Raw genomic sequence first — 25703 nt, forward strand, 5'->3', positions numbered from 1 at the left:
GCCGATAAAGGCAACCAACAAGAGGAACCGCGTTTGAAAAACGATTGTGAGGTCGAGTGCACCGAAGGTGGCGGTATCACCATCAGGGCGACCAGTGTGTTCGTGCGATCAAGTGCTCACACGAACGGCAAGTCCTTGCCAAAAAGATTCCCATCCAACGAGTCAGGGACACACCTGTTACATTGTCAAATTGAGTATCGCCCGCCGTCTGCGGCGCGACCGGATGTGAGATCCGGATCAATTATCGTGCCAATGATTCGAAAAATTCGCGATCGATGCCCAGTTGGTTACGCAGAAAAAGGAACCGACTGGGTGAGGCCACACGCTGAAAATGCGAAAAGCGTTTCAGTTCTGGGGGCCACGGAAAGATTGGATTGGACGATGAGGTCGATAGACCCTTGGGCCAAAACCAATGCCATTTACTCGCAAATATAGGCGACTGTGGGGGCATGTCAAGCCGGGTTTGCCTGCAATCGGCCCCCACGCGAACTTTTTCAGGCAAAATCGGATCGACCCATTTTGCCGCCATCACGCTGCTTTCCCGGGCGTTTCAGCCGGAAATCGCAGCGACGTGTGGGATACGAGTCGAATTTTCCGAGTCCATCGCTTTTTAAATCCACTGTGGTCGGCGGTGAAGGTTCCTCGGTAGCGAAACCTCCCGGATTAGCGAGCTTTCTGCGTCATCAGTGAGACGACGACCAGCGTTAGCAGAGCGAGAGGGATCGTCACGATGCCGGGTTGGCTGAACGGGATCGGGCTGCTCGCCGGATCGATCCCGTACACTTTCCCGAACGTGTCGGCGGACAACAGGATCCAACCGAGCGAGCTGAACATGCCGACGACAACGCTGGCGATGATCCCTGCCGCGGTGGTGCGTTTCCAAAAGAGAAGCATCACGAGGGCAGGCAGGTTTGCGCTGGCGGCGATGCTGAACGCCCACCCCACCAGATAGCTGACGTTGAGGTTTTGGAAGAGAATTCCGAGAACGATCGAAATCGCGCCGACGACGACCGCTGCGATTTTGGCCACGCGGACTTGGTTGCCTTCGGAGAACTGAACGCCCATCACGCCGCCGAGCAGATCGTGGGCAACCGCACCGCTGCTGGCGAGGATCAGACCGCTGACCGTGCCGAGAACTGTGGTGAATGCGATCGCTGAAATGATTGCGAACAACAGATCGCTGATTCCTCGGGCGAGCAGCGGTGCCGCCATGTTGCTGTTGGTGACGTCCAACGTTCCGCTGGTCATCGCACCGAGACCGAGGTACAGAGTCAACACGTAGAAGAAACCGATGCTCGCGATTCCCACGATCGTGCTCTTGCGGGCCGCTGCGGCGTCTTTGACCGTGTAATAACGAATCAAAATGTGTGGCAACGACGCCGTCCCACAGAAAAGCGCCAGCATCAGTGACAGGAAGTTCACCCGGTCGGTCCATCGGCCGCTGCGTATGCCCGCAAACCGTGGGTGTTCGCCGGGGCGGAGCACGCGTGAACCGGAGGTTGGTTTCTGGTAGTAAACCGTCGTGACGGTTCCGTCGGTCCCCGCGATCCGGTCGCTGCCCCACAACGTCACTTCGCTGCGCCGTAGCACGTCGAAGAACTGAATCGGTCCGAGTCTGCCGGTTTCTTCCGATGCGTTGGCCGATCCGTCGTCGGAATCGGGTGCGTTGAACTCTTCGGGCAGTCGGCTCAGGTGACCGACCGGTTTGAGGGTCCGTTCTCCGTTGTCTGTCCCCTTCGGCAATCCACCGATCAGCGTTTTGCCGTCGGTGTTCACCGTTTTGGCTTGCGCCTCGGTCAGGTACATCCCGTCCTCTCGTTGCTCGATTCGGAAGACGTCGAAACCATCGTCGCTTTCAGAGGCAAAGCGGATGTAGTTTTCCGATTCCGACCAACCGTCGTTGCTGTCCGCGGCGTCAGGCTGCGCACCGGCAGCGTACAGCGATCGGCCGGTTTCCTGGGCGATGCGTGTTCGCAGGCCGTTCGCCTGGTCCGATCCAGGATCTGAATTGTCGGATGCGATCGCGAGCGGACCGATGGTTTCGAACGCGTTCCGGTCGGTTCGGAATCCTTGTTTGAGTACCAACACCACGAGCACAGCGCTGAACACGACCAGCAGCGAACCTTTGAGGAACTGCACCCACGTGGTGGAAACCATCCCCGCGGTGACAACGATGGTGATCACGACACATCCAACCAGTACAACCCCAACCCAGTGCGGGAATCCCAGCAGCGGTTGGATGAGTACGCCAGCGCCGACCATTTGAGGAATCAGGTAAAACACGCTGACGATGAGCGTGCTGATCCCGGCGGCGGCTTTGATGCCGGGCGAATTGAACTTTGCGTCGAGTGCGTCGGCAAACGTGAATTTGCCGAGTCGCTTCATCGGTTCTGCGATCACGAACAACGCGACGATCCAGCCGGCGAGATAGCCGATTGAGTAGAGGAAGCCGTCGTAGCCGTAGGCGGCGATCATGCCGCAAATTCCCAGGAACGAGGCTGCCGAGAGGTAGTCGCCCGCGAACGCGACTCCGTTAATGAACCATGGGATCTGTCCGTGGGCGGCGAAGTAACCAGCCGAGGACTTTGCTTTGCTGCCGAGATAAAAGCTCAGCCCGACGGTAAAGCCGACGAAGAGGAAGAACACCACGACTGCGGTTATTGATGGATCGTAGATCATTTCGCAGAACCCTCCGTGCCATCGGTGGTGCTGCCGTGATCGCTGCTAGTGGGCGCCGCGACGGCGTTGTCGGTTCGCGAGGCGAAGCCATAAATAAATGCCATCACGATCGCCACGATGATCAATCCGAACCCGTACACGATCGCCAGGTTCAGCCCCGCGACGACGACGGTGTCCATCGTGTCGGCGGCAAACGCGTTGAGCAGCACGAAGCCGAGATAGACGAGCGTGTAGATAAAGAAAAGCGTCAATCCGAGACGCGATGCCTTCTGCGTCGCTTCGGCATCGAGCGGAGAATCAGGTTGTTCAGACAAGAGTCGGTCGCTGGGTTGTTAGGCGGGGGTGAAGGTGGGAATGTCGGCCACAGGATAGCCGATCAAACGTTCGTTGTGGGCACTCGTCTATACATCCTCGTGTTGCGCAGTCAGAAATTTGTGTTCCGATTCCAAAAACCGGATCGTAAACTGGCCAAGCGTCGATTGCCGTGCCCGTCGTCTCGGTTAGGTTCATGGGGGATTCGCGACCGAGCGTTTTTTGACGGACGTGTTTGAGAGCGTTCGGTTTGGGGCGAGCAACTGATATCGAGTGAGGAAGAAATTTGGGAGTGCAGACCAGCGGACCGATTCACGTGGCGAGAAGGCTCGATCAGGATTCTCGTTGGGCCTCGCTGCTGTCGGACGGGTTGGCGGGTTGTTTTGCGAGACTGAATCATCTGCCCAACTGCATCTGGTTCGATTCAGCGTCGGACAATCAATACGACCGAGGGCGTTACTCGTTCTTGGCCGCCGATCCGGTCGCGTGGTGTGGGGTGGACGTGGATTCACCGGACCCGTGGCCGGTGTTGCACGAGTGGTGTCGTAAACTACAGCACCTGTCCCCTAGTACCCGGGATGCCGATTTGCCGCCGTTTTGGGGCGGAATTGCGGGGTTGCTCGCGTACGAGTCTTCTTGGTGGCTCGAGCCCTCGCTGCGCCGGGTGGATGAATCTCTGCAGGAAGAGCGTGGTGATGATGCCCGGGAATCGATACCTGGCATGGCGATCGGGCTGTATGACTGGACGCTCGCGTTGGATCATGCCCGCGGGAACGTGTGGTTGCTCAGCACGGGGCTCGGCGAAACGTTCGAGACCGATCGTGCCCGCGCAGAAAAACGCGCCGATCAGGTCCTCGATTTCCTCGGCAAGCAGCCCGCGGTTGACCCCATGGAATTAAAGGACGTGTCGAAGGCCGGTTTTACCCGTTCGCAGGTATCGAGCAACTTCACCGATCAACGTTACGCGGCGGCGGTGAAGGAAATTGTTGATCGGATCTGTCAGGGCGATTCGTTTCAGGTGAATCTCGCGCAGACGTTGTCTTGTGTGGCGACTGATTCATCGGTTGATCTTTACGCGAGACTACGACAGTCCAACCCGGCTCCTTATGCGGCCTATTTCGATGCCGGGGAGTATCACGTTCTGAGTTCGTCACCGGAAGGTTTCCTGCAGGTTCGCGTCGGCGAGAATTCCGAACGCGTCGTCGTGACCCGGCCGATCAAAGGCACAGTCGCGAAGACGAGCGATGAAGAAGAAACTGTGCGTTTAGGCGAAGAACTTCTGCGCAGCGAAAAAGATCGGTCCGAAAACATCATGATCGTTGATTTAATGCGAAATGATCTGTCTCGCGTTTGTACCGATGCGAGCGTTGAGGTGACCAAGCTCTGCGAACTCGAACGTTATCAAAGCGTGCAGCACTTGGTGTCGACGGTGCAGGGAGTGCTCGGCGATGACGCCACGGTGGCCGATTTGTTGGCGGCTTGTTTTCCGGGTGGCAGCATCACGGGAGCGCCCAAGGTGGAAGCAATGAAGACGATCGCGCAGCTCGAGCAGCGACCGCGAGGGCCCTACTGCGGTTCACTCGGTTACGTCAGCCTCAGCGGCGCGGCGGATTTCAATATTCTGATCCGCACGGTAACTCAGCGCCGAGCGTCCACAGGTGAGTCAGTGTGGGAGTTTCCGGTCGGTGGCGGAATCACCGCACGCAGCCATCCGGTGCGAGAAACCGAAGAAACATGGGTGAAGGCGGCCAGCCTCCTCGAAGCGATCGCGCCGGCAGGCTAAGTTCAATGCCGGGCACGGCATGGCGTCGCGATATCGATCGCGGTCATGATTGAGAATCAACATATTCGTCGGCATTGAAATCGATTGGCAGGTTCATGACTTTTGACAACCAACAACCCGAACAACAGCCCGAGCAGCCTGCTCCGAACGACAATCCCGCCCTGCGTGCCCGTGTCCCCGATCATGTCGCCGGTGGTTGTTTCAGTACTGGGGCGATCGTGATGACCGGGCAAAACGAATTCATCATCGATTTTTTACAAACGATCGGTCGGCCGCATCGGGTCGCGACCCGTGTGGTCATCCCACACGCCGTCATGCCGCAGTTCGTGGACGCGTTGCAGAAGAACCTGGATATCTTTCGCAGTCGATTTGGTGAGCCCGCGGCGCCTCCGGCCAACCCCAACCCCGATCAGAAACGCCCGAGTCCGCAGGAAATCTATGACGACCTCAAACTGCCCGACGAGGCGCTCTCGGGGGTTTACGCCAACGGCGTGATGATCGGGCACGGTGCGACCGAGTTTGGGCTGGATTTCCTAACGAGTTTCTTTCCACAGTCGGCCGTCAGTGCACGGGTGTTCCTGGCGGCGGGGCAGGTGCCTCGTTTGCTCGATTCGCTCAAAGGCGCAGTGCGTCAGGTTCAGGAGCGGCAGAACCCGCCCCCGCCGACACAGGAACCAGGCGGCCCAACCGACAAACCCGATACGGATCTCTGAATCCGCGGGATGCTCCCGAGTCGATTTGGTTTGCGCAGTCGAAACAATGCTCGTTCAAATGTGTGAGAAGGTGTTCACGTTAGAACTGTCGCACCCCTGACCGCTTTGTCTTCGTGCGCAATTTGCTAAGCTGTTCGGCACGATAAGAACCTATTCGAAAACTTCGCTAAATAGATTATCCGGCGGGAGTTAGCTCCGGTTGCTTCGAGCCAGCCGCGGCGAACGCTGAGCGGCTGATGAGTTTTCGGGTAGGTCCTAAGATCGCCACCGGCGACCTTGGGTTTACTACCGAGACCTTGTTTGGGAGCCCCCCCGTGTCATTGCTTCGAGACTCCGCAGAATTGCAACGAGCCGTGGGCTGGGACGCCGAGTTGGCATCATCGCCCGCGGAACGCCAACGCCGTCAAAGTTACCTGACCTTCCAACTCGCGATGGCCGGTTTGACGCCGCCGCATGAGTCCGGCCAAGAGCAACCAAAGTCGGCTTTGCCGCGTGAGTTGCTGGAAAGTTTCCGCGAACGAAACGCGATCCTCCGTCAACACCAACCTCCGATCGATGGACGGATTGAAGAGTTCTTGTCCCGATATTTCGATGGTTGTGCGGGCGCTGAAAATCTCAAGCTGCCTTCGCGATCGCTCAACCTGGACCGTCATGGTTTGGCCCGCGAGTTGAGCCTCCCGTTGGGCGAGAAGTCCTTCGAGAATGAACTGGTCAAATCGTACCGCTGCTTCAACGGCGTGCTCAACAATCCGAAGTCCGACCGCCGAACGACCGCGGGAACCTTCCACGTTGTTGAAGGCGGTTTGCCGATCCCGGGTGATAAACGCGCTGTTCCAAAAGAAGTTTTCATTAAACTCTTCTCGGCTGCGATGACCCCGCCGGACAGCGACATGGAGTTGCCGTACACCCAAACTTCACCGGAACCGGCAAGAACATGGGTGTCCCTGATGCTCCGTCCTCTCGTCGCCCCGGCTGTTCCGGGTGTGACCGAATTTAAGACGATGGAAACCCGATTCTTCACACCGGGGATTCACTGCAGCAATTTGGACTTTGTGGAGTCGATCTTTGGCAACGCGGGCGATCCGTTGGTCGCCGGTGGTGACGCGGGACTCGATGCGGTTCACTGGAGTGGCCACACCGGATGTGTGATTCTGGCAACGCACCTGACGTCGATGACGAAAAAGGAAGTCGGCCTGCCGCACTATGACGACGCGACCGAGCGTCAACGTCGTGACCGGATGTGTTGGAAGTCCGAAGACGAACTTTACAACGACGGTTCGGCATTCAAGCTGACTTGCCGCGATGATTCGGGCGTGATCGTTACGTTGATCGCCGACAACTATTACGGCTACTGCAAGAAAGAGGTCAAGACGCAACTCAGCTACGCGGCAAACTTGATGGGCGGTGCCGAAGAGGAGCACGCCGGTGGTGCACTCGCGTTCGCGTCGTACTCGCTCGGCGATCACTTCCAGGTGAAGAGCCGTTTGTACAACGGGCAGACGTTTGCCGAAGTGGCCGAGAAGTACACCGACTTCATCGATATCCAGCCCGAAGGGTATGGCATCGATAAGAAGTACCCTCAGGTGATCTACATTCCTGAGAGTGCGTTCGCGTCGTTGCATCACCGTCACATTCGGTGGAAAGACGCCGCCGGTGTGACCCAGTCAATTCCGCTCTCGCCGGATGAAGTTTACATCGCCCCGAGCGGTTACAAACTGCAGCTTGCCAAACACGCGAACGCACCGAGTTGGCGTTTGATCGGTACGGCCGGCGAAGGTGTGTTCTGCCACAAACCATGCACGGTTTCCGGTGGCGGTAAGAGCGAAATTAGCAAGAGTCTTCGCGATTACATGCTCTATGGTCCGATCTTTGTCAAAGATCACGACAAAGACTTTGCGTTGGTCGATGAGATTTTCGCGAAAGACTACAGCACACGTTGGGCCCCCGGAGCCGAAGGTGCGAAGGTTTATGCCGAGCGGCCGACCCGCAAAGTGCTCGACCAGAAACGATCGCTCGGTAGCGTGATCAAGCTGTTGACCCCGTCGCCCGAATACAACGACGAGTACAACGCGTGGCTCGAGAGCATTCCGGAACACGTTTACGCGATCGCACTGATTGTTAAACGGTTCATCGGCACGAGTCCGGAAACCAACTGGCGAGAGCAATTCCGCGTCGACATTGTTAACGGTTCACCCGGCCACGAATTGAAGATCGGCGACCGGACGTTGGTCGGAACTTACCTGCGTGTCGGTTTGGAAGATTCGCGATGGCGGACGTTCAAGCTGCGTCAGGACTTCATCGCCGCGGCAAAGGTTCAACGCGAAGACGACATCTCGGCGAGCGTCGTGATCCCTGCCGGCAGCCTCGAGAACCTCGGTTCGATGATCTCACCGGCAGGCAGTTACAAGTTCGTCGAGAACTGTGAGTATCGTCTGTTCCAACGTCCTGACGATGCCGTGCACCGTGGACTGGACAAACAGACTGAGTTGGATCTTTCCGGCCCGAACAACTTCATCAGTAACTTTGAACCGCTCACCAGCCAGCAAGCGAAAGATATCATTCGCGATGCGATCGAGTTCGATAAGTTCACCGGACCGATGGAAGAGCTGCTCGAACAGGCCGCTGCGGCCGAAGACGGGTACGTGGTCAGTACCGCCGATCCTCGGATCGTCAACGGTACCCGAACCAAGAACCCTCGATACCTACAGGACCGTCCTGACATCGTCCGGCACCTGGAGACCTATGTCGCCATGCGTGGTTTGCAATTGCATCGCAAACTCGCACCGGGCAAACCTGTGCTGACGCCTGTCGGTGCGGTGTTGTCGGGACGTCGTAACAATCCGCCGGACCGGGAAGCCGGTATCCGTTCGCTCGCCGTGTACTCGCCGCTGCACTACCAAGAGCTGCCCGAGTTGATCATGGACTATGTGTGTTCGTTGACCGGGAAGAGCCCGAGCACGACGGGTGCGGGGAGTGAAGGTGCGTTGACCAAGGGGCCGTTCAACGCCCTGCACCCAGCGATCGATTTGAACTCGGCGATCGTGTCGATGATCTTGACGCAGTTGGGCGGCTTCAGCACCCCGGCTGGTCATATCGGACCGCACTTCGAAGTCGGGCACGATATCTCATTGTTGATCCCTGAGGTTTGGTGCCGGATGGGTGCGGAGGAACGCGAGCCGGCGAACTTGATCGCCAACGGCATGCTCGAGAAGGTCGAAGACTTCACCTACAAAGGCACGCCGATTCCAGGCAGCCGTTTGGGTTATCGGATCACCGAGAAGTTTGTTCGCACGTATCTCGCTCGTGTGTTCGACAACCCTGCCAAGGTATTCACCGAATCGATCCTGCGTCCCGAAACGCAAGACGAAGATGCGTTCGCGGACGGGATTCTGCAAATCGCGGAAGCTCAAGCTCGCGTGTCGAAGAACTACTACGATGACTTCGGGTATGAACTCGCCTGCCCGCCGCTTCGTGCCGTGCTCGACATCATGACAAAGGGCGATCACAACGGTCACACGATCGACTCGCCAGAAGTTCGTGATCTGTTCAAACGCGAAACGCTGATCCAGAGCGATTGGTACAAACGTCGTTTGGAAACCAAACAGACTCACGATATCCAGCACTGGAAGGCGTTTGAAGAACGTTTGAAGGAGTACATCGCGTGCCCCGAAAACGAGGAAGCCGTTGACCGTCTCGGCCTGCAAGCACGTCTGCAGTACGCGAGCGATCAGCGGAAAATCGCCGAGTCAGCAGACTACGTCAAGTCGCTCGAAGGCACCCTCGGGCTCGATCCGATGTCGCCGTCGCCGACCGACCCGGTCATGCTCGATCGTTTGGCATCGGCAACCTAAGGCGTCTCGGGTCTGGGAAAGCCGGTCGTCAGATTTGGCTATCTGAGTTGGCTATCAGGTCCGGCTTTTCGGGGCCGGCTTTTGAGTCGCTGTACTGCGTTTGTCGCGTACGGCGGGCAAATTTCACCGCATGCGGCGGGCAAATCGCGGACTTGCCGCAAAACTGCCGAGCCGGATAGCTGTTCTGGCTCGATAAAAGCTCAGGTGGATGCCCGGTTTACCGATGGGAGCAACTTTGGGAAAGTTTGTCGTATGCGGGTCAGGCCCGCGTACTCGGTAGGATGCCAGATTTCGTTAGCATAACGCCGGCAGGGATTGCACGTAGTTGTCAATCTGTCCTCGCCGGCGTTTTCATTTGTACCCCTATTCGGATTCGGCGACTTTGGGTCTGCCGTCATCCCCAATTGTTCGTCTTTTATGAATCCAATGAACGTTTTGGTCGTCGGTAGCGGCGGTCGCGAGCACGCTTTGGCGTGGAAGATCAACCAAAGCCCTCGAGTGGACAAGGTTTTCGTCGCCCCCGGGAATGCCGGAACGGCGGTGGATGCCATCAACGTCGATCTCGATCAATCCGATCATCCTGCGTTGATCGAGTTCGCAAAGTCGAACAACGTGGGTTTGGTCGTCGTCGGACCGGAGGCTCCTTTGGTCGCCGGTTTGGTGGACGACATGCAGGAGGCGGGGTTGAAGGTTTTCGGTCCGTCGAGCGCCGCCGCGGAACTCGAGGGCAGCAAGGTTTTCTGCAAAAACCTGCTCCGTTCGGCAGACATTCCGACCGCCGACTATCGGACATTCCGGGCGGCCGATGACGCGATGCGATACATCAAGGACCGATACAGTGACCCGTCCGATCCGGTCAACGTGGTGGTCAAAGCCGACGGTTTGGCCGCGGGCAAGGGCGTCGTCGTCTGCGAAACCCGCAGCGAAGCGTTGGAGGCGATCGATCGCATCGGGGCTCGTAAAGAGTTCGGTGCCGCCGGAAAAGAATTGATCATCGAGGAACGTTTGACCGGTCCTGAGGTCAGCGTGTTGGCGATTACCGATGGTGAAACGATTCTGACGCTACCGACCGCGCAAGACCATAAACCGGCCAACGACGGAGACACCGGACCGAACACCGGCGGAATGGGGGCGTACAGCCCGGCGCCGGTTCTCGACGAACAAACCCTCGCGGAAGTCGAATCGGGGATTCTCGTTCCCGTCGTTCACGCGATGAAGCGAGCACGACGACCGTTCAAAGGCGTTTTGTACGCAGGCCTAATGCTGACACCGGCCGGCCCGAAGGTGCTCGAATTCAACGTACGCTTCGGTGACCCCGAATGCCAGCCTTTGTTGATGCGTTTGCAATCCGACATCGTCGACGTGATGGAGGCGGTAGCCGACGGACGATTGGGTGAACTCGAAAGCCTGACGTTCGACCCGAGACCTGCGATATGTGTGGTCATGGCGAGCGAGGGTTATCCCGGCAGCTATGAAAAGGGACACACCATTACCGGCATCGACGCGGCTGACGAGATGGAAGACGTGAAGGTCTTTCACGCTGGCACGAGTCTTGCGGGTGACGCTAGCGACGGGAAGCAGGCAATCGTTAACTCCGGCGGCCGTGTGCTCGGTGTCACCGCAATGGGCGACACCATCAGCGCGGCGAAGTTGCAGGCGTACAAAGCAGTTTCCAAAATCCGTTGGCAAGGAGCATGGTGCCGCAAAGACATCAGCGACAAAGCACTCGCGGTGGCGATTACCGATCGCTCCTAGTGGTGCGTCACGATCAAGAATTCGGGTTGAAGACCGTAGCGAAAGTCGCCGAGACTTTCGGTGATTCACGAGCCCTCCCGATACTCTTGATGAGTTTCGTTACCCTAAGATTAAGCTTCGAAGCGCCACGAGTGTTCCGACGCAGCGCGGCTCTTGTTGAGACGACTCTCGACGCTTCGTTTTGAGATTCACTACTCGTTACTCCAGACGTTTAACGCCAAGGTTCCTTTCACTTCCCGTTTCCCGGCAACACTTCTCATCCATCTCCCGATAACCTTTCCATCAATTCAATGACTACGACTGTCGAAGAACTGACCGCGATCCTGAAGCCGTACGATCAAACCCACGTGCTTCGTTATTGGGACGAACTCGATGAAGCCTCGCGGGAGCAATTGGCCTCGCAAATCAAGGCCATCGATTTTGATGAGCTGGCCACCCTGATCAAAGGCGAAGACGAGCAGATCGACTTTGCAACGATGGCTAAGAACGCGACGTTGCCGATGGCGGTTTCGGCCGACGGTAGCGGAGTGGATTGGTCACCCGAAGACGCTCGCAAACGAGGCGAAGAAGCACTTCGGGCGGGTGAGGTCGCGGTCATCTTGGTCGCCGGCGGTCAAGGTACCCGGCTCGGTTTCGATTTGCCGAAGGGAATGTTCCCTGCCGGGCCGCTGAGTCAGCGGACGTTGTTTCAAATCTTTGCCGACCGGTTGGCCGCGACAGGACAACGATACGGCGTCACGATTCCTTGGTACCTGATGATCAGCGAAGCGACTGACGCCGAAACGCGTGCTTATTTTGACGAGAACAACAATCTCGGTTTGGCCGACGATCAAGTCGTCATTTTCAAACAAGGAACAATGCCCGCGGTTGATTCTGATAACGGCAAATTGTTGTTGGCCTCGAAGGACTCGCTCGCTTTGAGTCCGGACGGTCACGGGGGAACACTCCGTGCACTCGACCGCAACGGTTGTCTCGAAAGGATGAAATCCAACGGGCATCAGCACCTGTTTTACTTCCAGGTCGACAACCCGTTGGTCACCCTGTGCGACCCTGAATTCATCGGTCACCACTTGCTCGCCAAAAGCGAAATGACGTCGCAGGTGATTCGCAAACGCTATCCGACGGAAAAGGTCGGCAACGTGGTCCAGGTGGACGGGCGAACTCACGTGATCGAATACAGCGACCTTCCCGACGAAGCGGCTGAAATGACCGACGAAGGTGGCGGGTTGAAATTGTGGGCCGGCAGCATTGCGGTGCACATTTTCGACGTCGCGTTTCTCGATCGCGAAAAAGGCAGCGAGACGTCGTTGCCGTTTCACCGGGCCAGCAAGAAGGTGCCTTACCTTTCGGATTCGGGCGAAGAGGTCAAACCGGAGTCGCCTAACGCGACCAAATTCGAGACCTTCATTTTCGACCTTCTCCCGTCCGCTGAACGAACGATTATCTACGAAGTCGACCCGGCGAAGGCGTTCGCGCCGATCAAAAACGCCGATGGTGCCGAGAAGGACACGCCGTTGCTTGCTCGCCAAGCGATTGTGGATTTGCACCGGGGATGGATCGAGGAAGCGGGCGGGAGCGTTGCCGACGGCGTCAAAGTCGAGATTAACGCCAAATTCGCGCTCGATCCATGCGAGTTGAAAGAGAAGTTGCCCGAAAATACCCGCGTCGAGGCTGACCAATATTTTGACGCGTGAGTAGACTGTGGAGGACGACCTTTTTCGGTAGAGATTCGTAGTACTCGAGGTTCCCTGTCTCAAGGACGCGGACGCCTGAACGTCTGAATCGACCGAGACAGCCCGTTTCTGCGGCCCGATGCTGCTGGACGCTCCGCCGCATCGGTCGCACGGTTTCTATGTGACCGGATGTCGTCGGAAGCGTTTTGGCGTGCTGCGTCTCGGGAAATCGGAAACGACCCTGAGAAACCGCTCGAGTTGCGAATTTGTCCGGTCGTTTTGCCGATTGCCGGGGTTTCATCCCTGCCTCGGGTAGGAACCCGATCGCTTTGCGCCCTCCCCCACAGCCCACCGATCTTCCCATGCCTCCCCAAACCTCCACTGACCTTCGCCGGCGAGCCCATCGTCGCGGCGGAGCGAAGATTGCGTTGCTCGTTTTCACCGCTTTGATCGCCGGTGCCGGATGGTACGGCTACGACGTCTATCAAGAACGGCAGGCTCAGCTCGCACCCGATTCGCTGATCGTCAGCGAGGTGACCGAGGCCCCGTTTGACCACACGATCATCGAGCAGGGGGAAATTGAGAGCAGCAGTAACACCGAAGTGGTCTGTGAAATTCGATCGCGGGGAAACACCGGGACGGCGATCCTGTGGGTGATCGATGAAGGTACCCGGGTGAAGAAGGGCGACAAACTCGTCGAACTCGATTCCTCCAACCTCGAAATGGAGTTGAAAGAGGACAAGATCGAGGTGATTACCGCCGAAGCGAACTTGGCGACCGCGGCGGCGCTGCTCGAACAGGCCACGATCTCGCGGCAAGAGTACCTCGAGGGGATCTACAAAACAGAAGAGAAGGCGATTTTGAGCGAAATCGCCGTCGCCGAACAAGAACTCCGCAAAGCACAACTCGCCCTCCAAAGTAGCGAGCGGTTGGTGGCCAAAGGGTTGGTGAATGCGTTGCAACTCGACGCGGACAAGTTCGCATTGGCCAACACACGCAACCAACTCGAAGCGGCTCAGGGACGGCTGCGTGTTTTGCAGGAACTCACCAAACGCAAAATGTTGGTGCAGTACGACAGCGATATCGATGCAGCGAAAGCGAACCTGTCGGCCGCGGAAGAAAAACTGCTCGAGGAACGAACCGAGCTGAAAGAGATTCAGGAACAGATCGAACAGTGCGTGATGATCGCACCGACCGACGGTGTCGTGGTTCACGCCAACAAGTACAGCCACCGTGGAGGCAACGCGGAGTTTGTTGTCGAGGCGGGGGCGGTGATTCGTGAGCGACAGGCGATCATCCGGTTGCCCGACCCGACTCGCATGCAGGTGCGTTGCAAGGTCAACGAATCCCGCATCACGCTGTTGCGAAAAGGGATGGCGGCAAAGATCCGCATCGACGCGTTGCCGGACATGGTTCTCAAAGGTCACGTCGCCAAAGTGAACCGATATGCCGAACCGGGCAGTTGGTATAGTTCGTCGATCAAAGAATACGGTGTGATCATCGAGATCGTGGATCCGCCGGAAGTCATCCGTACGGGAATGACCGCCGCGGTTGAAATTTTCGTCGAGCAGTTACCTCAGGCGATTCAGGTTCCGATCCAAGCGGTCTATGAACATGACAACAAAATGTTCGCTTTGGTGCAAAAAGGGGAACAGGAATTCGAAACACGCGAAGTCAAGATCGCGGCGACGAACGACACCATGGCCAGCATTTCGTCTGGACTCGAGGCGGGCGAAACGGCGGTTCTGAATCTTCGCGAACATTTGTCGTTAATGAATCTTCCTGAAGTCATCGTCGAAGACAACAGCGACATGGTCGCCTTGGCGAATCAACCGTCGGTCACCGCGACGGCGGATGCGGAACCGGAAACCGACGGTGGTGACGGTGACAGCGCAAAAGGAATGCGAGGGCCGCGCGACGGAAACGGCAAGCCGCGACCGGGGGCCGGTAAAGACAAAATCGAAAATCCGGCCGCATGAGCGAACAAGCTCTCGCAACGAGGATCGACGGCCTGACCAAAGAGTATGTGCTCAAGAGTGAGACCGTGCGCGCACTTCGAGGTGTCTCGTTCGACGTGCCCGAAGGAGATTATGTTGCCATCATGGGACCGTCGGGCAGCGGCAAAAGTACGCTGTTGAATATGCTCGGTTGTCTCGACCAACCGACGGCGGGGAATCTGTTCCTCGGCGATGACAACATCAGCCAAATGACGGACGATCAACTCGCCGAAATTCGCAGTCGACGCATCGGATTTGTCTTCCAATCGTACAACCTGATCCAGCAACTCACGGTTGTCGAAAACATCCAGGTGCCGTTGTACTACCAAGGATTGTTGGGGACGAAAGAACGCGATCGTGCGATCATGCTCGCCGAACAGGTCGGGTTAGGTGACCGACTCGACCACCGCCCCAATCAACTCTCCGGTGGCCAGCAGCAACGTGTCGCGATCGCGCGGAGTCTCGTGAACGATCCGTACTTTATCCTTGCTGACGAACCGACCGGTAACCTTGATAGTGTGACGACCGACGAGATCTTGGCTCTGTTTGATGATCTCAACGGGGAAGGCCGAACGATCATTTTGGTCACCCACGAAGACGACGTTGCCGAACGCGCTCGGCGGATCATCCGGCTCAAAGACGGGATGTTGCACAGCGACGAGGCGGTCAGTGACGAACGCCGCGAGACTGCCCGCGAGATGCAAGCCGCGGCCGCGTTGGCGGTGAAGAACAAGCAGGGGCTCGCATGCTAGTCTGGCTTCGTACCATCCGAATGGGCATTAAGAGCCTGACGCTGCACCCGCTGCGAACCGGGCTGACCATGCTCGGTATCTTGATCGGTGTTTGGTCGGTGATCGTGCTGACTGCGATCAGCCAAGGTGCCAGTGAACAGGTGCAAAAGCAAATCGAATCGCTCGGTGCGACGACGATCATCGTTCGTACGATCAAACCACCGGACGAAAAACTGACCGGGATGGCGGCGACGAAGTACGGGTTGCTCCGCAGTGAACTCGATCAGATTCTCGCGACGCTGCCGACGCTCGATGTCGCGGTACCGATCCGAGAGATCAAACGCCAATTCATGCGTGGTGATAAATTGATCTCGGGACGGTTGGTCGGTTGCACGCCACGCTACAAAGACGTCAATCGGCTGCAAATTCGCAAACGCGGTGGTCGCTTTTTGAGTGATGCGGACGGGGCTCGAAACGAAAACGTTTGTGTGATCGCCGCTGAAGTGGCCGATGAGCTGTTCCCGTACGAAGACCCACTCGGTAAACGGTTGTATGTTCCCGAGCATACGGACTACTACCGGATCGTCGGCGTGCTCGAACCGCGAAACGCGTCGGCCGCGATCGGCGGATCGTTGGATTCGCAGGAGTTCAACCGAGACGTTTACATTCCGATCGAGACGATGCGAAAGCGGATCGGCGATACGATCGTGACCCGTCGCAGTGGTCAGTTTCAAATTGAAATTATGGAACTGAACCAAATCACGATGCAGGTCCAGCGAGTGTCTCAGGTTCGGCCGACGGCGAAGGTGATCGAGAGCATTCTGTCGGCGAAACATGCCGATACGGAAGACATCGCGGTTGTCGTGCCACTCGAATTGCTCGAGCAGGCCCGGAACTTGCGTTTGATGTTTCTCGGTATTGGCGTTCTGATCGCGTGCATCTCGCTGCTCGTCGGTGGCATCGGGATCATGAACATCATGCTCGCGAGTGTGACCGAGCGAACGCGGGAGATCGGGATTCGTCGTGCACTCGGTGCAAAACGCCGAGACATCGTTCGCCAGTTTTTGGTCGAAACGATTCTGCTTTCGTTCGCTGGCGCGGCCCTTGGGATCGTGCTCGGCTTCTTGGGGCCACCGATGTACCGCGGCGCGATCATGCTGGTCGCGACGAGTTTCCCCGAGCAGTTCGCCGCTTTGCCGAGTGCGATACGAGATTCGCATCCGTCGATCGTCTTGGAGACGATTCCGTTAGCTGTCGTGATCGCGGTCGCAGTCGGCTTGGTCAGCGGTTTGTATCCCGCGATCCGAGCGGCACGGATGAACCCGATCGACGCGCTGCGTCACGAGTAGAGACGTGAGTCACGTAGGTCGGTCTTTCCAAGACCGACGGTTTGGTTCCGAGTCTTGGTTACGCTGGGGCGGGGCGGCCGTAGAAGAAGCCTTGGGCGAGATCGAAGCCGAGTTCGAGGCAGGCTTTTGCTTCTTCGGCTGTTTCGATTCCTTCGGCGAGAGCCGAGATGTCGAGGTCTTGGACCATGTTGACGAGCGATTGCAGCATCCGCATGCGGTTGCCGTCGTTGACGTCGAGGCCGCGGATCAGCCCGATGTCAAACTTGACAAAGTCTGGACGTGCTTCGATCAGTTCGGCGAGACGTGCTTGGCCGGCACCGAAGTCGTCGTAGGCGAGTTGGATGTCGAGGTCCTTCATCGATGCGTGCAAACGACGCATCGATGCCGGGTCGGTAACGGCGGCTTCGTGGATCTCGAGAACGATCGTTGTATTGGATGCCATCGTGCGAACTTTCGATAGCGAATCGATCAACGACTGACCGTCTTCCATTTCTTTCGGGTGTGTGTTGACGAACAGCGTGGGCTGATCCGGTATCTCTCGTCCGACACGTAGGCCTTCCCAACGAAGCAAACGGCTCAGTTCGACTTCGAGGTTGAGTTGTTCGGCGGCTTGGAACATCGCCCCGACGGATTCCAATCCAAACACGCTACCACGGCCGAGAATTTCGAAGCCGATTGAACGTGCTCCTTTGAGGGTCACGATGGGTTGGAAGTGAGGGCGTACTAAACGTTGACTCATCAAGCGATCGAACTGCACCAACGCGAGTGCCTGATCGCAAACGTTCTCGGAAATGGTTCCGGCGGTCATCCCCGTCGGCGATTGTCGACGAATTCGAAAGGGGGCTTCGGCAAAGTGGATCAGGTCCTCGTCGCTGACGACGGTGGGTTCGGTGATGCGGGTTCCGTTAACGTAGGTGCCGTTGGTGCTGTCGAGGTCACGAATAACGAGGCGTCCATCAATCAGACGCAGTTCGGCGTGATTTCCGCTGACGGTGCGGAACTGTAGCTTCATCGACGTTCCCGACTGTCGACCAACCGTGAAGGGCTGGCGATCAACCGGAGTGTGTTGCAACGAATCGCTCGGGCCCGTCGGTCCAGAAAGGAACCAAACGTCCTCGTGCGGCGAGACGCTGCGGCGAATGGAGTCGAGCGAGGCGCTGTCGACAGCAGTCATGACAACATGTTCAGCAGTTAAAGGAAACTTGGGGCAGGGATCCGAACCCGATTGTCGAAATGGATTCGGGACTCAATAAAGCGTTGCTACCAACCGTTGATAGCGGCGGCTTTTGAATCCTGTGAAAAACTAGGTTACAAAAATGCGCTACTTTCCAATCCGATGCACGAATCTTGATAAGAATCTAGCCATGTGTTCAATCTGAGTGCATATCTGCGGCGCGGCCGGCCGGCTGTAGCGACTTTGCCGAATGCGAGGGAAAACGCCTCGGCACAATCGCAGGAGACCTGTGAAAGTATTTTTTGCAGAAAACGCGGTGGCTGTTGAGGATCGATCCAAAACCGCATCCGCCGATCGCCGTTTGCCGCGGATATCGCGAAGCAGCCGGGCAGAACAGGCCCGCTAAGTGCGTTGAAAGGTGACGTAGTCAACGTCGCCCAATTTTTGTGGCCTGAACGTCTGGCGAATCCAAAGACCTGGTAGCGATACTCGCCAAAACTTTCGGCGACTGCATGGGCGAGACGTTACCTGCCAGCTATCGCCTTGCCGTTCACTGCAATATTTGGCAAACCGATTCGATCAACAGGCCGCCATGAATACCGGGAGGCACAGTGGATCGCCGAAAGTCTTGGCTGATTTAATCGAGAACCGAAGGATCACCGATAGGTTACCAGCCCGACGCGCAAGCGAGTGTTTGTGTGTGATCCCTTGCTTGCGCTGCGGGCTGGTGGATCGCCGAAAGTCTTGGCGACTCTCGCTACGGTCTCTACTTGCGAGGAAGGGTTTCAGGAGAGCGCATGAAAAAGCCGACGTGTCAGCGAGAGAGAGGGTTGTTCTCTCGATGACACGTCGGTTTCAGCGTTTTGGTGCGACGCGTGATCTCGACAGATCAACGTGCTTGAAAATTGTGTGTTCTTATTTCGGGCGTTCTTGTCCGAGCCAGTCGTTGACCGTGGCGACGCGTTCTTCCGGTTCAGGCGGAGCGGGCGAGAGCAGCGAGCTGAAGAAGCCCGGCTTCTTTTCGGTCGTGCTGTCGGTGGACGATCCGGCAAACAGGTTCATTGGGTTGAGGCGTGCCGGGTTGAACGTTTCCTTGGTGCGTTGCCAGGATCGCGACGCCGTGCTTTTGACATCGGAAACGAGTCCGTCCTTGCGTTCGACAATGCGTTCTTGATCGTCGTCGTGGACGAGAAAGCTCGGCAACCGAAACGAAGGAACTTTCCAGTTCATCGGGTTGAGTTTTGACAATGCCGACGGTTCGCTGTCTTGAGCGGCGACGTCGGTCGGGTTAGCCGTTGATACGGCGACCACGACGAGGAAAGCGACACAAATTCGAGCGAACGACGCGGCGCGAGTGGATCGTGGTTGCGTCGTATTGGCTGTTGGGCGATGGGTATTCAACGAATACTCCCGGTGCGTGTTCAGTTTGGATGCAGTTTTTGGATCGACATGATCGTGCTCGGTGTTCAAACACGAGCACGGTTTGGATGTCCCCGCATATCGCTAGTAATGCGAAAACACCGCAAGATCAATTTCCAAAAAAAGACGACTGAACTCGCCCCACCGACCGGGCGGTGGTTACCAACCGTTGCGGCGATTGGCCCGTCGGCCTGCTCGCCGCGCGTGTTCGCTCATGGCCGCACCGGCCGCATGAGCCATCGCGTTGATCATTACCTGGGTCATCGGATGTGTTGCGACGTTGGATATTTTGTCCATCGTCGTTGGACCCCAACTTTGGTTGCGGCGAATCGCTCTCCATAAATCGTCCACGTCGTGAACACTGCGGATGCGATCGAGCGAGGAACCGATGTCCAGAGCGTCAGAGAATTGGCACCGGTTTCGGTCATATCCTGAGGCACGGAACCTTTGGGCCAAACGACCAACCGCTTGATGAACCTCGGCCGCCTGACGCAGTGCGTCGTGGTGCCGGGAGGTCGTAAGGTCGTTGCGGTCGAGCTGCGATTCGATGCCACGAAGGGACGCAACGATTTGATCGTCGGTAATCTCGGGGGTTTGGCGGGCAGCGTGTCGAAGGTCGCTCGAGTGCGTGTCAGAAAGCATCTTTCGGAACACGTTGATGGCCTCGCGGTAGTATTCGCAACGCGGGTTTTCGAGTTCGTTCAATTCGGCCATGGTCGACTCGCAGTCCGTGGCGGCCGAATCGAGTGAGGCCAGAGCCGCTTCGCGTTCCTTCGCCAGTGATTCGACCGTTTGGACTTGGTCCATCAAGCCGAACTTCTTCGCCGCCGCGTCTCGGCTGTCTTGTATTTTCATCACAACGGTTCCCAACGCCATGCGATCCTCGGCGATAATCGTTCGCATCGCCGCAGGGGTGTTGGTCAGGTAGTCGAAATTGCGCTTCGCCTCGTTGTATCCGACGTACTTCGCCAGCATCCGATCCATTCGACGTGTGAATCCGCGATGCGTGTATTCGGACGTGCCGAAGTTGCGGTCTTTTAGGTACGAGAACAGCTTGCATTCGTTGTACGCGGGCAGCTTTCTCGCGGCGTCTTGGCTGATCTCGTCGAGGTTGGATTCCGCACGCTGCAACGCGACCTCTGCTTCGGCGGCTCGGTTGGACAAGTCGACAAACTCGGTTTGTTCGGCGAGATAATCTTCGACTTGTTTCGCGATATCGCTCTGACGCGTTTCGGCTTCGTCGAGCCTTTCGTTGACGCGTTGCAAGTCGTCTTCGAGATGACGACGGATGCGATCTTCATCACTGAGTTGTTCGTTCAGTTCGCGGACGCGGTTTTCTTTCCGCAGCAGGATCTCTCGGATCGTCGGACGGACGTTTACCCAGGTTTGCTGGACCGATTCGGGCGAAAGGTCGGGCAGGTAATGTTCGGCGAGCTTGGAGAGCGTTTGGTCTCGGTCGTCTTCGAGTTGCTCACGCTGTTGTTCTACCTGGCCCATCTCCGAGCGCAAGCGTTCGATGCGAGCGGCGGTCTCGTCGTAGGCGGATACGATCTGACGATATACGTGAGGTCCAGGGAGCGGCATGAAAGAGTCGGATACGTGAGGTGAGGCGTGGAATTTCGGTTGCGGGCGTTGGCTAGAGGAGGAACCACGCTCCGGCGGCACCGGCCGCAACGGCTGCGGTGGCGATGCGGTACCGCCATATCCAGCAATAGGCCAGGAATTTCTTGAATCCGGGCTTGGGAGATTCGTACGTGTGCAAATTCGACAGGTATTGATCGATGGCAGCGTCGATTTCCGCCTCGGTGACTCGGTCGCCGGACAGCGCGGCGGTCCGCATCAGCTTTTCTCGCAGGCGAATGCGGACCTCGTCATGGCGGAACATTTCTTCCGCCGTTTCCCGCTGCTCGCGCATTTCACGCGCGACGTCCATGACCCGCAGCGTCTCTGCGATGGTCATTTCTTCGCCGGGCAATTTGGTGGTTGCTCGTTTCTGTTTCAGTTCGCTCGTTGACAGCGGCGGCGGTGCTTGAGCCTGGGCGCTCTTGTTCATCGTCATGGTCCAACTAAGTCTCGCCCGCTGTCGCGGACTCTCGGATGCCTTGGCAGGATTCGCGTGCGGTACGCGAAAGCTTCCCGGGGCATTGCCGCAGTATTGCCGGCTCGCCGCATTCTATCCTGTCAGTGGCCGTGCGTGCGAGTACGGCGAATTTGTCACGCGGCTCGCGTGAGCAGAATGGCTGTGAGGCCTCGAGTCGAAGCATCAGGCGATGATTCGAGCCGAACACGCTCAAGAACCCGAGTGCTTATGCGCTTCGGCTCACCAGGGAACCTGACGTGGGAATGGGCTCGGGAGTGGGATGAGGCAGTTACACATTGGGATCGCGAAACATGCCAAAAGATAGGGTGAGGCCTCTTGAATCACCGAAAGTCTTGGCGGGCTGTTGATTTATTTAATAGTCAACCTGTATTCGTTTAACCGGTAGCCGTAGGCGACGTGCAGTGGCAAGTAGGTCGCCTTTGGCTGCCCGTTAAACGCAATACCGTTCAATTTTCGTTTAACCCGTGCCCGAAGGGTAGGTTGTGTTCCGTCAAGCGTCGCCTACGGTTACCGGTTAAACGAAAACGCCACAACCCGGTGCTTCATTGAACGGTATTGCCGTAAAACGATTAAATCGACAAACCGTTGGCAACTTTCGCTACGGCCTCAACTCTGCGTTTTGGCTGCAGCAATCCACTAAAGCTCTTTGGCGTCTTCCTCGTCCGATGGGGCCTCGTCGGTTGCGTCCTCATCCGACTCGTCGTCGCGGTAGTAGGTTCGTTTCGATTTGGGCAATGGGTCAAACGCGAGCTGGTCGACCAGGACGCCTTGCTCCTTCGCCATTCGAAGCGTCGCGACGGTATCGCCGTATCCGCCGCCGACTTCGGTGATGCCGCGGATCAGTCCCGCTAGCGTGGCATCAACTTCTGCGAAAGCGTCGGGGCGACCGGGGCGGAAACGGCTGATTCGCAAACGAGCGTTCACCGATCCGTTCAGTGAGGCTTCGTTGGCGTTCATCCGGCGAACGATCATTCCCGCCGGGCCGATGAAGAACGACTTCAACGCCAACGGCGAGACCTCGCCCATCAGAACCACTTCGGGTTTTCGCGTCAGGGACACGACCACGGCGGGCGGGCCGTTGGACTTGATTTGGTACAAACGAAATTGACCGTTGAGGTTTTCGCCGCCGAGTGACGAGCGGGCGTCCTTGCGATCACGCATCACGGTCATCGCACCGTAGCGAGTCTCGAGGCTGTCTTCGTCGAGCAGTTCTTGCAGACCGGTCACCGCCGAGGAGTGTTCGAGACCTAGCAGCGCCGACAGCGACGGGGATCGAAACGCGGGTTCGTTGCGAATGCCCGCGAGCAACGGTTCCACCGCTTCGCTGCGATCGAGGTAAGCGAGCGCTTCGGCGGCGTAGAAACGCAGTTCGGGATTGGTGAGGTTGCAGGCTTCGACGAGCGTCGGGATGGCCCCTTCGCCGATCGCCTCGAGTTGCAGCGCCGCATCGGCAGCTTCGGCGGGGACTCGCAGTCTTTCGCTCAGTTTAACCAACCGGGCTTGGGTATCGCTCGATTCCGGGGCGACCGAAATCGCACGGACGACTTGCAGCAGCCGTTCTTCGTGATGTCGATAGCGTGGGTGGACATCGATCTCGATAAAATCGTCCTCGATCGCTTTCGCGATACCACGCCGGGTGGTTCCGTCAAAGAAATAGAATCGTCGGTTGATGGCCTCGGCGATCGCTTTGGCCATTTTGACGTGTTGGAATTTCGGACGCAGGACGAGTCCGAGTTTGCGATCGGTTTGGACCAGGCCTCCCGAGAGCACTCGGCCGGACACGTGAAGGGTTGTGTCGTCGGTTCCGTCAAAGTCGCCGCGGGTCAGCACCGGACCGGTCCCGATCGCCAGCACTTCGCTGCTGCGAACGGAGTTGTTCAGAAGCTGTTGATGCCGCAAACGGGTGTCGAGCAACCAGCCGCCGTGCAGGTCGGTGGCTTCAGTCTTCGGCGGAGTCAAAATTTGCAGGTCGATCGAATCGCCGCGACGGGCACCCGGAGGGATCAGGCCGCGAACTTGGACCAGGGCGTTGTCGTTCTGTTCGAGAAAACCGTTCGGGTCAGCGACTTCGTTGCGTTTCATCTCGTCGAGCAGTTGATCGCGGAAACTCGACGGCAACGCAGGCCCGCCCGTTCCCGGCAATTGGTTAACGACGGCGACGCCGTCCACCCGGATCTCATTGAGCCCATGAGGAATGGCGGCCTCCCGTACGAGGTCCGGTGGCTCGGGAACTCGCATCAGCTTTTCGAGATGTTCGCTGTCGTCCTTATTGCCGCGACTGAGCCACGAGGCACATCCGGTCGACAACAGCATCCCAAGGCAAATGGCCGCTCTGCAGAGAGGATGGGTTGGGAGTCCGGACATGGTGTCATTCACAGGTGAAAGGGCGGGACTTGGGGTTTGCCTTCAATTCGTTTCGATAGAGCTAGTGAATTACCCGCGTCGAACACAAGATCAGTGGCAAATCCTGAGGGTCTGCGAGTGCACCTGATGGTTTGCGATTGGCATGGTGTTTGATTGGGTGAGTGGCGAGAATGAGTTCTTTTCCCATGAACTTCGGTAAGCCAGGAGGGCTAGGATGGCCATTTCACCAAAGAATCGTGCTCGTGCCTTGGAGATCGCCAAGGAATTAAATGAAATCAATGGCGGGCGATACCACGACGACGGGACACCCAAGACTTTCGACGAGCTCGAGATCGAAACTGATGAGCTGACGGATCTGCTCAGTTCATTGGCCCTGAACCAATCGGCCAAGGAATTGCCCAACGAAGAAAGGCCCATCCGCTGTCCCCAGTGCAAAGCGGTGCCCAAGCCACACGACCCTGACGACGATGAGCCGATGATCATTCAAACCGCTCGCGGCGAGGCCGAGTGGGTCAACGAAGGCTACTTTTGCCGGCGATGTCGCCGGTCTTTTTTTCCCTCGGCTGGCTGAATTGGCACTCCGCGTCGAAGCGACCATCAGCCCCAAGGTCGAACGAAAGATGGTCTACGCCGGGGCCAACAAAGCAAGCTACCAAGTCGCCAGCGACGACCTCCGAGAACTCGCCGAACTGGACATCAAGACCGAGCGAATCCGACTCGCGACGCTGCGAAACGGCAAGGCTCGACGCAACCTGGATCAGATCTTGCAGGAAGCCTTCCTCGAGAAATCCATTCCCGACCAGAACCACTCCGGCCCGGCCGACAAAGAGGCTTGCGAGTTGGCCGTTGTGATGAGCGATGGAGGACGCTACCAGCAGTTCAATCGCGGTGAGGAGAAACCGGAGTCGGATAGCTTCTGGAAAGAAAGCCGCATGGCGATCTTGCTATCGATGAAAACGAAGTCTCATCGAGAAGACCCCGACGCCGAACTGCCTGACTTTCTGCAAGACGTTTGCATCGCCAAGAAACTCGCTGAAATGGGGAAGGTGGCCGGTGAAAACCTGAAAGCTGACCGCAGTGATTCAAGTGATCAGTCACCATGGCAACGCCCCGAACTGCTCAGTAAAGATGTCGTCGCCAGCGGTAAAAGCTGGAACGAGTTCGGGCCGATGGTGGCAAGTGCGGCGTGGTACGCGGGCTTTTTCAAAGCGACCGAGCGGGTCTTCGTCTCGGATGGTTCGACGGCGATCGAATCGATGCAGCAGCAGTGGTTTGGCACCTTCACCAGCGTGTTGGACATCATGCATGCGTTGTCGTACAGTTTGGCTGCGGCGCGGGCAATCTCCCCAGAGGCCGCGCAGTCGTGGGAGTGTTATCGTCGTTTCGCCACGTTGATCTGGCAGGGGAAAGTCGACGAGGTGATTGCGGAACTGGATCAGCATCAGCTGGAACTTGGAGATCCTCCAAGAGATGCGAGTGACACCGATCCCCGAGAGATCGTTCGCCGGTCGGGAGTGTACTACCGCAATCATCGTGGCCGGATGAATTACCCGGAATACCGCCGTCGCGGCTATCCGCTGACCAGTTCGATCATGGAATCGACGGTCAAGCAGGTCAATCGACGAGTCAAAGGCAGCGAGAAATTCTGGTCAACCGACGGTGGCGAAGCCGTGTTGGGCCTTCGCGCAGCCTACATTAGCGACAGCGAGCCTATGAACGAGTACTGGAAGCACACCCAGCAAACCACCAACGGCTGCCGAGCCTACCTCGCCGCCTGATCACGCAAACCGTCAGGTGCACTC

18 protein-coding genes are annotated in these 25703 nt (G+C 57.6%); 11 read left to right on the top strand and 7 right to left on the bottom strand.

Translation table 11 applies throughout. The features are described from left to right. Positions 1-663 precede the first annotated feature (663 nt). On the bottom strand, positions 664-2679 hold the full coding sequence (locus RSSM_RS08685; protein ID WP_008676796.1) for a sodium/solute symporter: 2016 nt from the start codon (positions 2677-2679) through the stop codon (positions 664-666). After that, positions 2676-2993 (bottom strand): DUF485 domain-containing protein, encoded by a 318-nt coding sequence (locus RSSM_RS08690; protein WP_008676798.1) that lies wholly within the window; start codon positions 2991-2993, stop codon positions 2676-2678. Before RSSM_RS08690 ends, RSSM_RS08685 begins: the two co-directional genes overlap by 4 nt. A 290-nt stretch (positions 2994-3283) precedes the next feature. Between RSSM_RS08690 and RSSM_RS08695 the strand changes: the two genes are divergently transcribed. The 8 genes from RSSM_RS08695 (at position 3284) to RSSM_RS08730 (ending at position 16843) form a co-directional block, all read left to right on the top strand. After that, positions 3284-4774, top strand: coding sequence for an anthranilate synthase component I family protein (locus tag RSSM_RS08695; RefSeq protein WP_008676800.1), 1491 nt, complete (start codon positions 3284-3286; stop codon positions 4772-4774). Between the two features lie 95 nt (positions 4775-4869). Beyond that, positions 4870-5487 carry a DUF3467 domain-containing protein gene (locus RSSM_RS08700; protein ID WP_008676804.1) on the top strand — a complete coding sequence of 206 codons (618 nt, stop codon included), beginning with the start codon at positions 4870-4872 and terminating at the stop codon, positions 5485-5487. A 314-nt stretch (positions 5488-5801) separates the two neighbouring features. Continuing rightward, positions 5802-9338: a hypothetical protein gene (locus RSSM_RS08705; protein ID WP_008676806.1), complete on the top strand. Its 3537-nt coding sequence runs from the start codon at positions 5802-5804 to the stop codon at positions 9336-9338. 417 nt (positions 9339-9755) lie between these two features. Next, entirely contained in the window at positions 9756-11093 is a 1338-nt protein-coding gene (purD, locus tag RSSM_RS08710; RefSeq protein WP_008676809.1) for a phosphoribosylamine--glycine ligase, read from the top strand. Between the two features lie 290 nt (positions 11094-11383). Continuing rightward, positions 11384-12787, top strand: coding sequence for a UTP--glucose-1-phosphate uridylyltransferase (locus RSSM_RS08715; RefSeq protein ID WP_008676812.1), 1404 nt, complete (start codon positions 11384-11386; stop codon positions 12785-12787). Between the two features lie 341 nt (positions 12788-13128). Then, complete coding sequence (locus tag RSSM_RS08720; protein ID WP_008676815.1) at positions 13129-14745, top strand: efflux RND transporter periplasmic adaptor subunit; 1617 nt, start codon at positions 13129-13131, stop codon at positions 14743-14745. Beyond that, positions 14742-15515 (top strand): ABC transporter ATP-binding protein, encoded by a 774-nt coding sequence (locus RSSM_RS08725; protein WP_008676819.1) that lies wholly within the window; start codon positions 14742-14744, stop codon positions 15513-15515. The genes RSSM_RS08720 and RSSM_RS08725 overlap by 4 nt, the downstream gene beginning before the upstream one ends. Continuing rightward, positions 15509-16843, top strand: a complete 1335-nt coding sequence (locus RSSM_RS08730; protein WP_044301897.1) for an ABC transporter permease — start codon at positions 15509-15511, stop codon at positions 16841-16843. Before RSSM_RS08725 ends, RSSM_RS08730 begins: the two co-directional genes overlap by 7 nt. A 58-nt stretch (positions 16844-16901) precedes the next feature. Here the strand turns inward: RSSM_RS08730 and RSSM_RS08735 are convergent, their stop codons facing one another. From RSSM_RS08735 to RSSM_RS08750, 4 genes are all read right to left on the bottom strand, one after another. After that, entirely contained in the window at positions 16902-18017 is a 1116-nt protein-coding gene (locus tag RSSM_RS08735) for an EAL domain-containing protein (RefSeq protein WP_008676823.1), read from the bottom strand. Between the two features lie 915 nt (positions 18018-18932). Further along, complete coding sequence (locus RSSM_RS34620; RefSeq protein WP_236621025.1) at positions 18933-19418, bottom strand: hypothetical protein; 486 nt, start codon at positions 19416-19418, stop codon at positions 18933-18935. Between the two features lie 177 nt (positions 19419-19595). Next, entirely contained in the window at positions 19596-21020 is a 1425-nt protein-coding gene (locus RSSM_RS08745; RefSeq protein WP_044301898.1) for a hypothetical protein, read from the bottom strand. A gap of 52 nt (positions 21021-21072) precedes the next feature. Continuing rightward, positions 21073-21489, bottom strand: a complete 417-nt coding sequence (locus RSSM_RS08750; RefSeq protein ID WP_044301908.1) for a DUF6384 family protein — start codon at positions 21487-21489, stop codon at positions 21073-21075. A gap of 4 nt (positions 21490-21493) precedes the next feature. Here RSSM_RS08750 and RSSM_RS33635 point away from each other — a divergent pair, with 4 nt between their 5' ends. Next, on the top strand, positions 21494-21667 hold the full coding sequence (locus RSSM_RS33635; RefSeq protein WP_160168117.1) for a hypothetical protein: 174 nt from the start codon (positions 21494-21496) through the stop codon (positions 21665-21667). Positions 21668-22173: 506 nt separating this feature from the next. Here RSSM_RS33635 and RSSM_RS08755 read toward each other — a convergent pair. Beyond that, positions 22174-23901 carry a HEAT repeat domain-containing protein gene (locus RSSM_RS08755; protein ID WP_044301899.1) on the bottom strand — a complete coding sequence of 576 codons (1728 nt, stop codon included), beginning with the start codon at positions 23899-23901 and terminating at the stop codon, positions 22174-22176. Positions 23902-24115: 214 nt separating this feature from the next. On the opposite strand from RSSM_RS08755, the gene RSSM_RS08760 reads away from it, so the two are divergent. Together RSSM_RS08760 and RSSM_RS08765 are read left to right on the top strand one after the other, a co-directional pair. Continuing rightward, on the top strand, positions 24116-24472 hold the full coding sequence (locus RSSM_RS08760; RefSeq protein WP_008676838.1) for a hypothetical protein: 357 nt from the start codon (positions 24116-24118) through the stop codon (positions 24470-24472). A gap of 1 nt (position 24473) precedes the next feature. Beyond that, a complete protein-coding gene (locus RSSM_RS08765; protein WP_008676840.1) occupies positions 24474-25679 on the top strand; it encodes a hypothetical protein in 1206 nt (401 codons plus the stop codon). Positions 25680-25703: the final 24 nt, after the last annotated feature.

The organism is Aporhodopirellula sallentina SM41 (assembly GCF_000346505.1).
Lineage (GTDB): Bacteria > Planctomycetota > Planctomycetia > Pirellulales > Pirellulaceae > Rhodopirellula > Rhodopirellula sallentina.

Bases quoted from the DNA above. Each gene is read 5' to 3' on its own strand.
- RSSM_RS08685 (WP_008676796.1), bottom strand. From the start codon at position 2,679: ATGATCTACGATCCATCAATAACCGCAGTCGTGGTGTTCTTCCTCTTC.
- RSSM_RS08700 (WP_008676804.1), top strand. From the start codon at position 4,870: ATGACTTTTGACAACCAACAACCCGAACAACAGCCCGAGCAGCCTGCT.
- purD (WP_008676809.1), top strand. From the start codon at position 9,756: ATGAATCCAATGAACGTTTTGGTCGTCGGTAGCGGCGGTCGCGAGCAC.
- RSSM_RS08715 (WP_008676812.1), top strand. From the start codon at position 11,384: ATGACTACGACTGTCGAAGAACTGACCGCGATCCTGAAGCCGTACGAT.
- RSSM_RS08720 (WP_008676815.1), top strand. From the start codon at position 13,129: ATGCCTCCCCAAACCTCCACTGACCTTCGCCGGCGAGCCCATCGTCGC.
- RSSM_RS08725 (WP_008676819.1), top strand. From the start codon at position 14,742: ATGAGCGAACAAGCTCTCGCAACGAGGATCGACGGCCTGACCAAAGAG.
- RSSM_RS08730 (WP_044301897.1), top strand. From the start codon at position 15,509: ATGCTAGTCTGGCTTCGTACCATCCGAATGGGCATTAAGAGCCTGACG.
- RSSM_RS08735 (WP_008676823.1), bottom strand. From the start codon at position 18,017: ATGACTGCTGTCGACAGCGCCTCGCTCGACTCCATTCGCCGCAGCGTC.
- RSSM_RS08745 (WP_044301898.1), bottom strand. From the start codon at position 21,020: ATGCCGCTCCCTGGACCTCACGTATATCGTCAGATCGTATCCGCCTAC.
- RSSM_RS08750 (WP_044301908.1), bottom strand. From the start codon at position 21,489: ATGAACAAGAGCGCCCAGGCTCAAGCACCGCCGCCGCTGTCAACGAGC.
- RSSM_RS33635 (WP_160168117.1), top strand. From the start codon at position 21,494: ATGGTCCAACTAAGTCTCGCCCGCTGTCGCGGACTCTCGGATGCCTTG.
- RSSM_RS08755 (WP_044301899.1), bottom strand. From the start codon at position 23,901: ATGTCCGGACTCCCAACCCATCCTCTCTGCAGAGCGGCCATTTGCCTT.
- RSSM_RS08760 (WP_008676838.1), top strand. From the start codon at position 24,116: ATGGCCATTTCACCAAAGAATCGTGCTCGTGCCTTGGAGATCGCCAAG.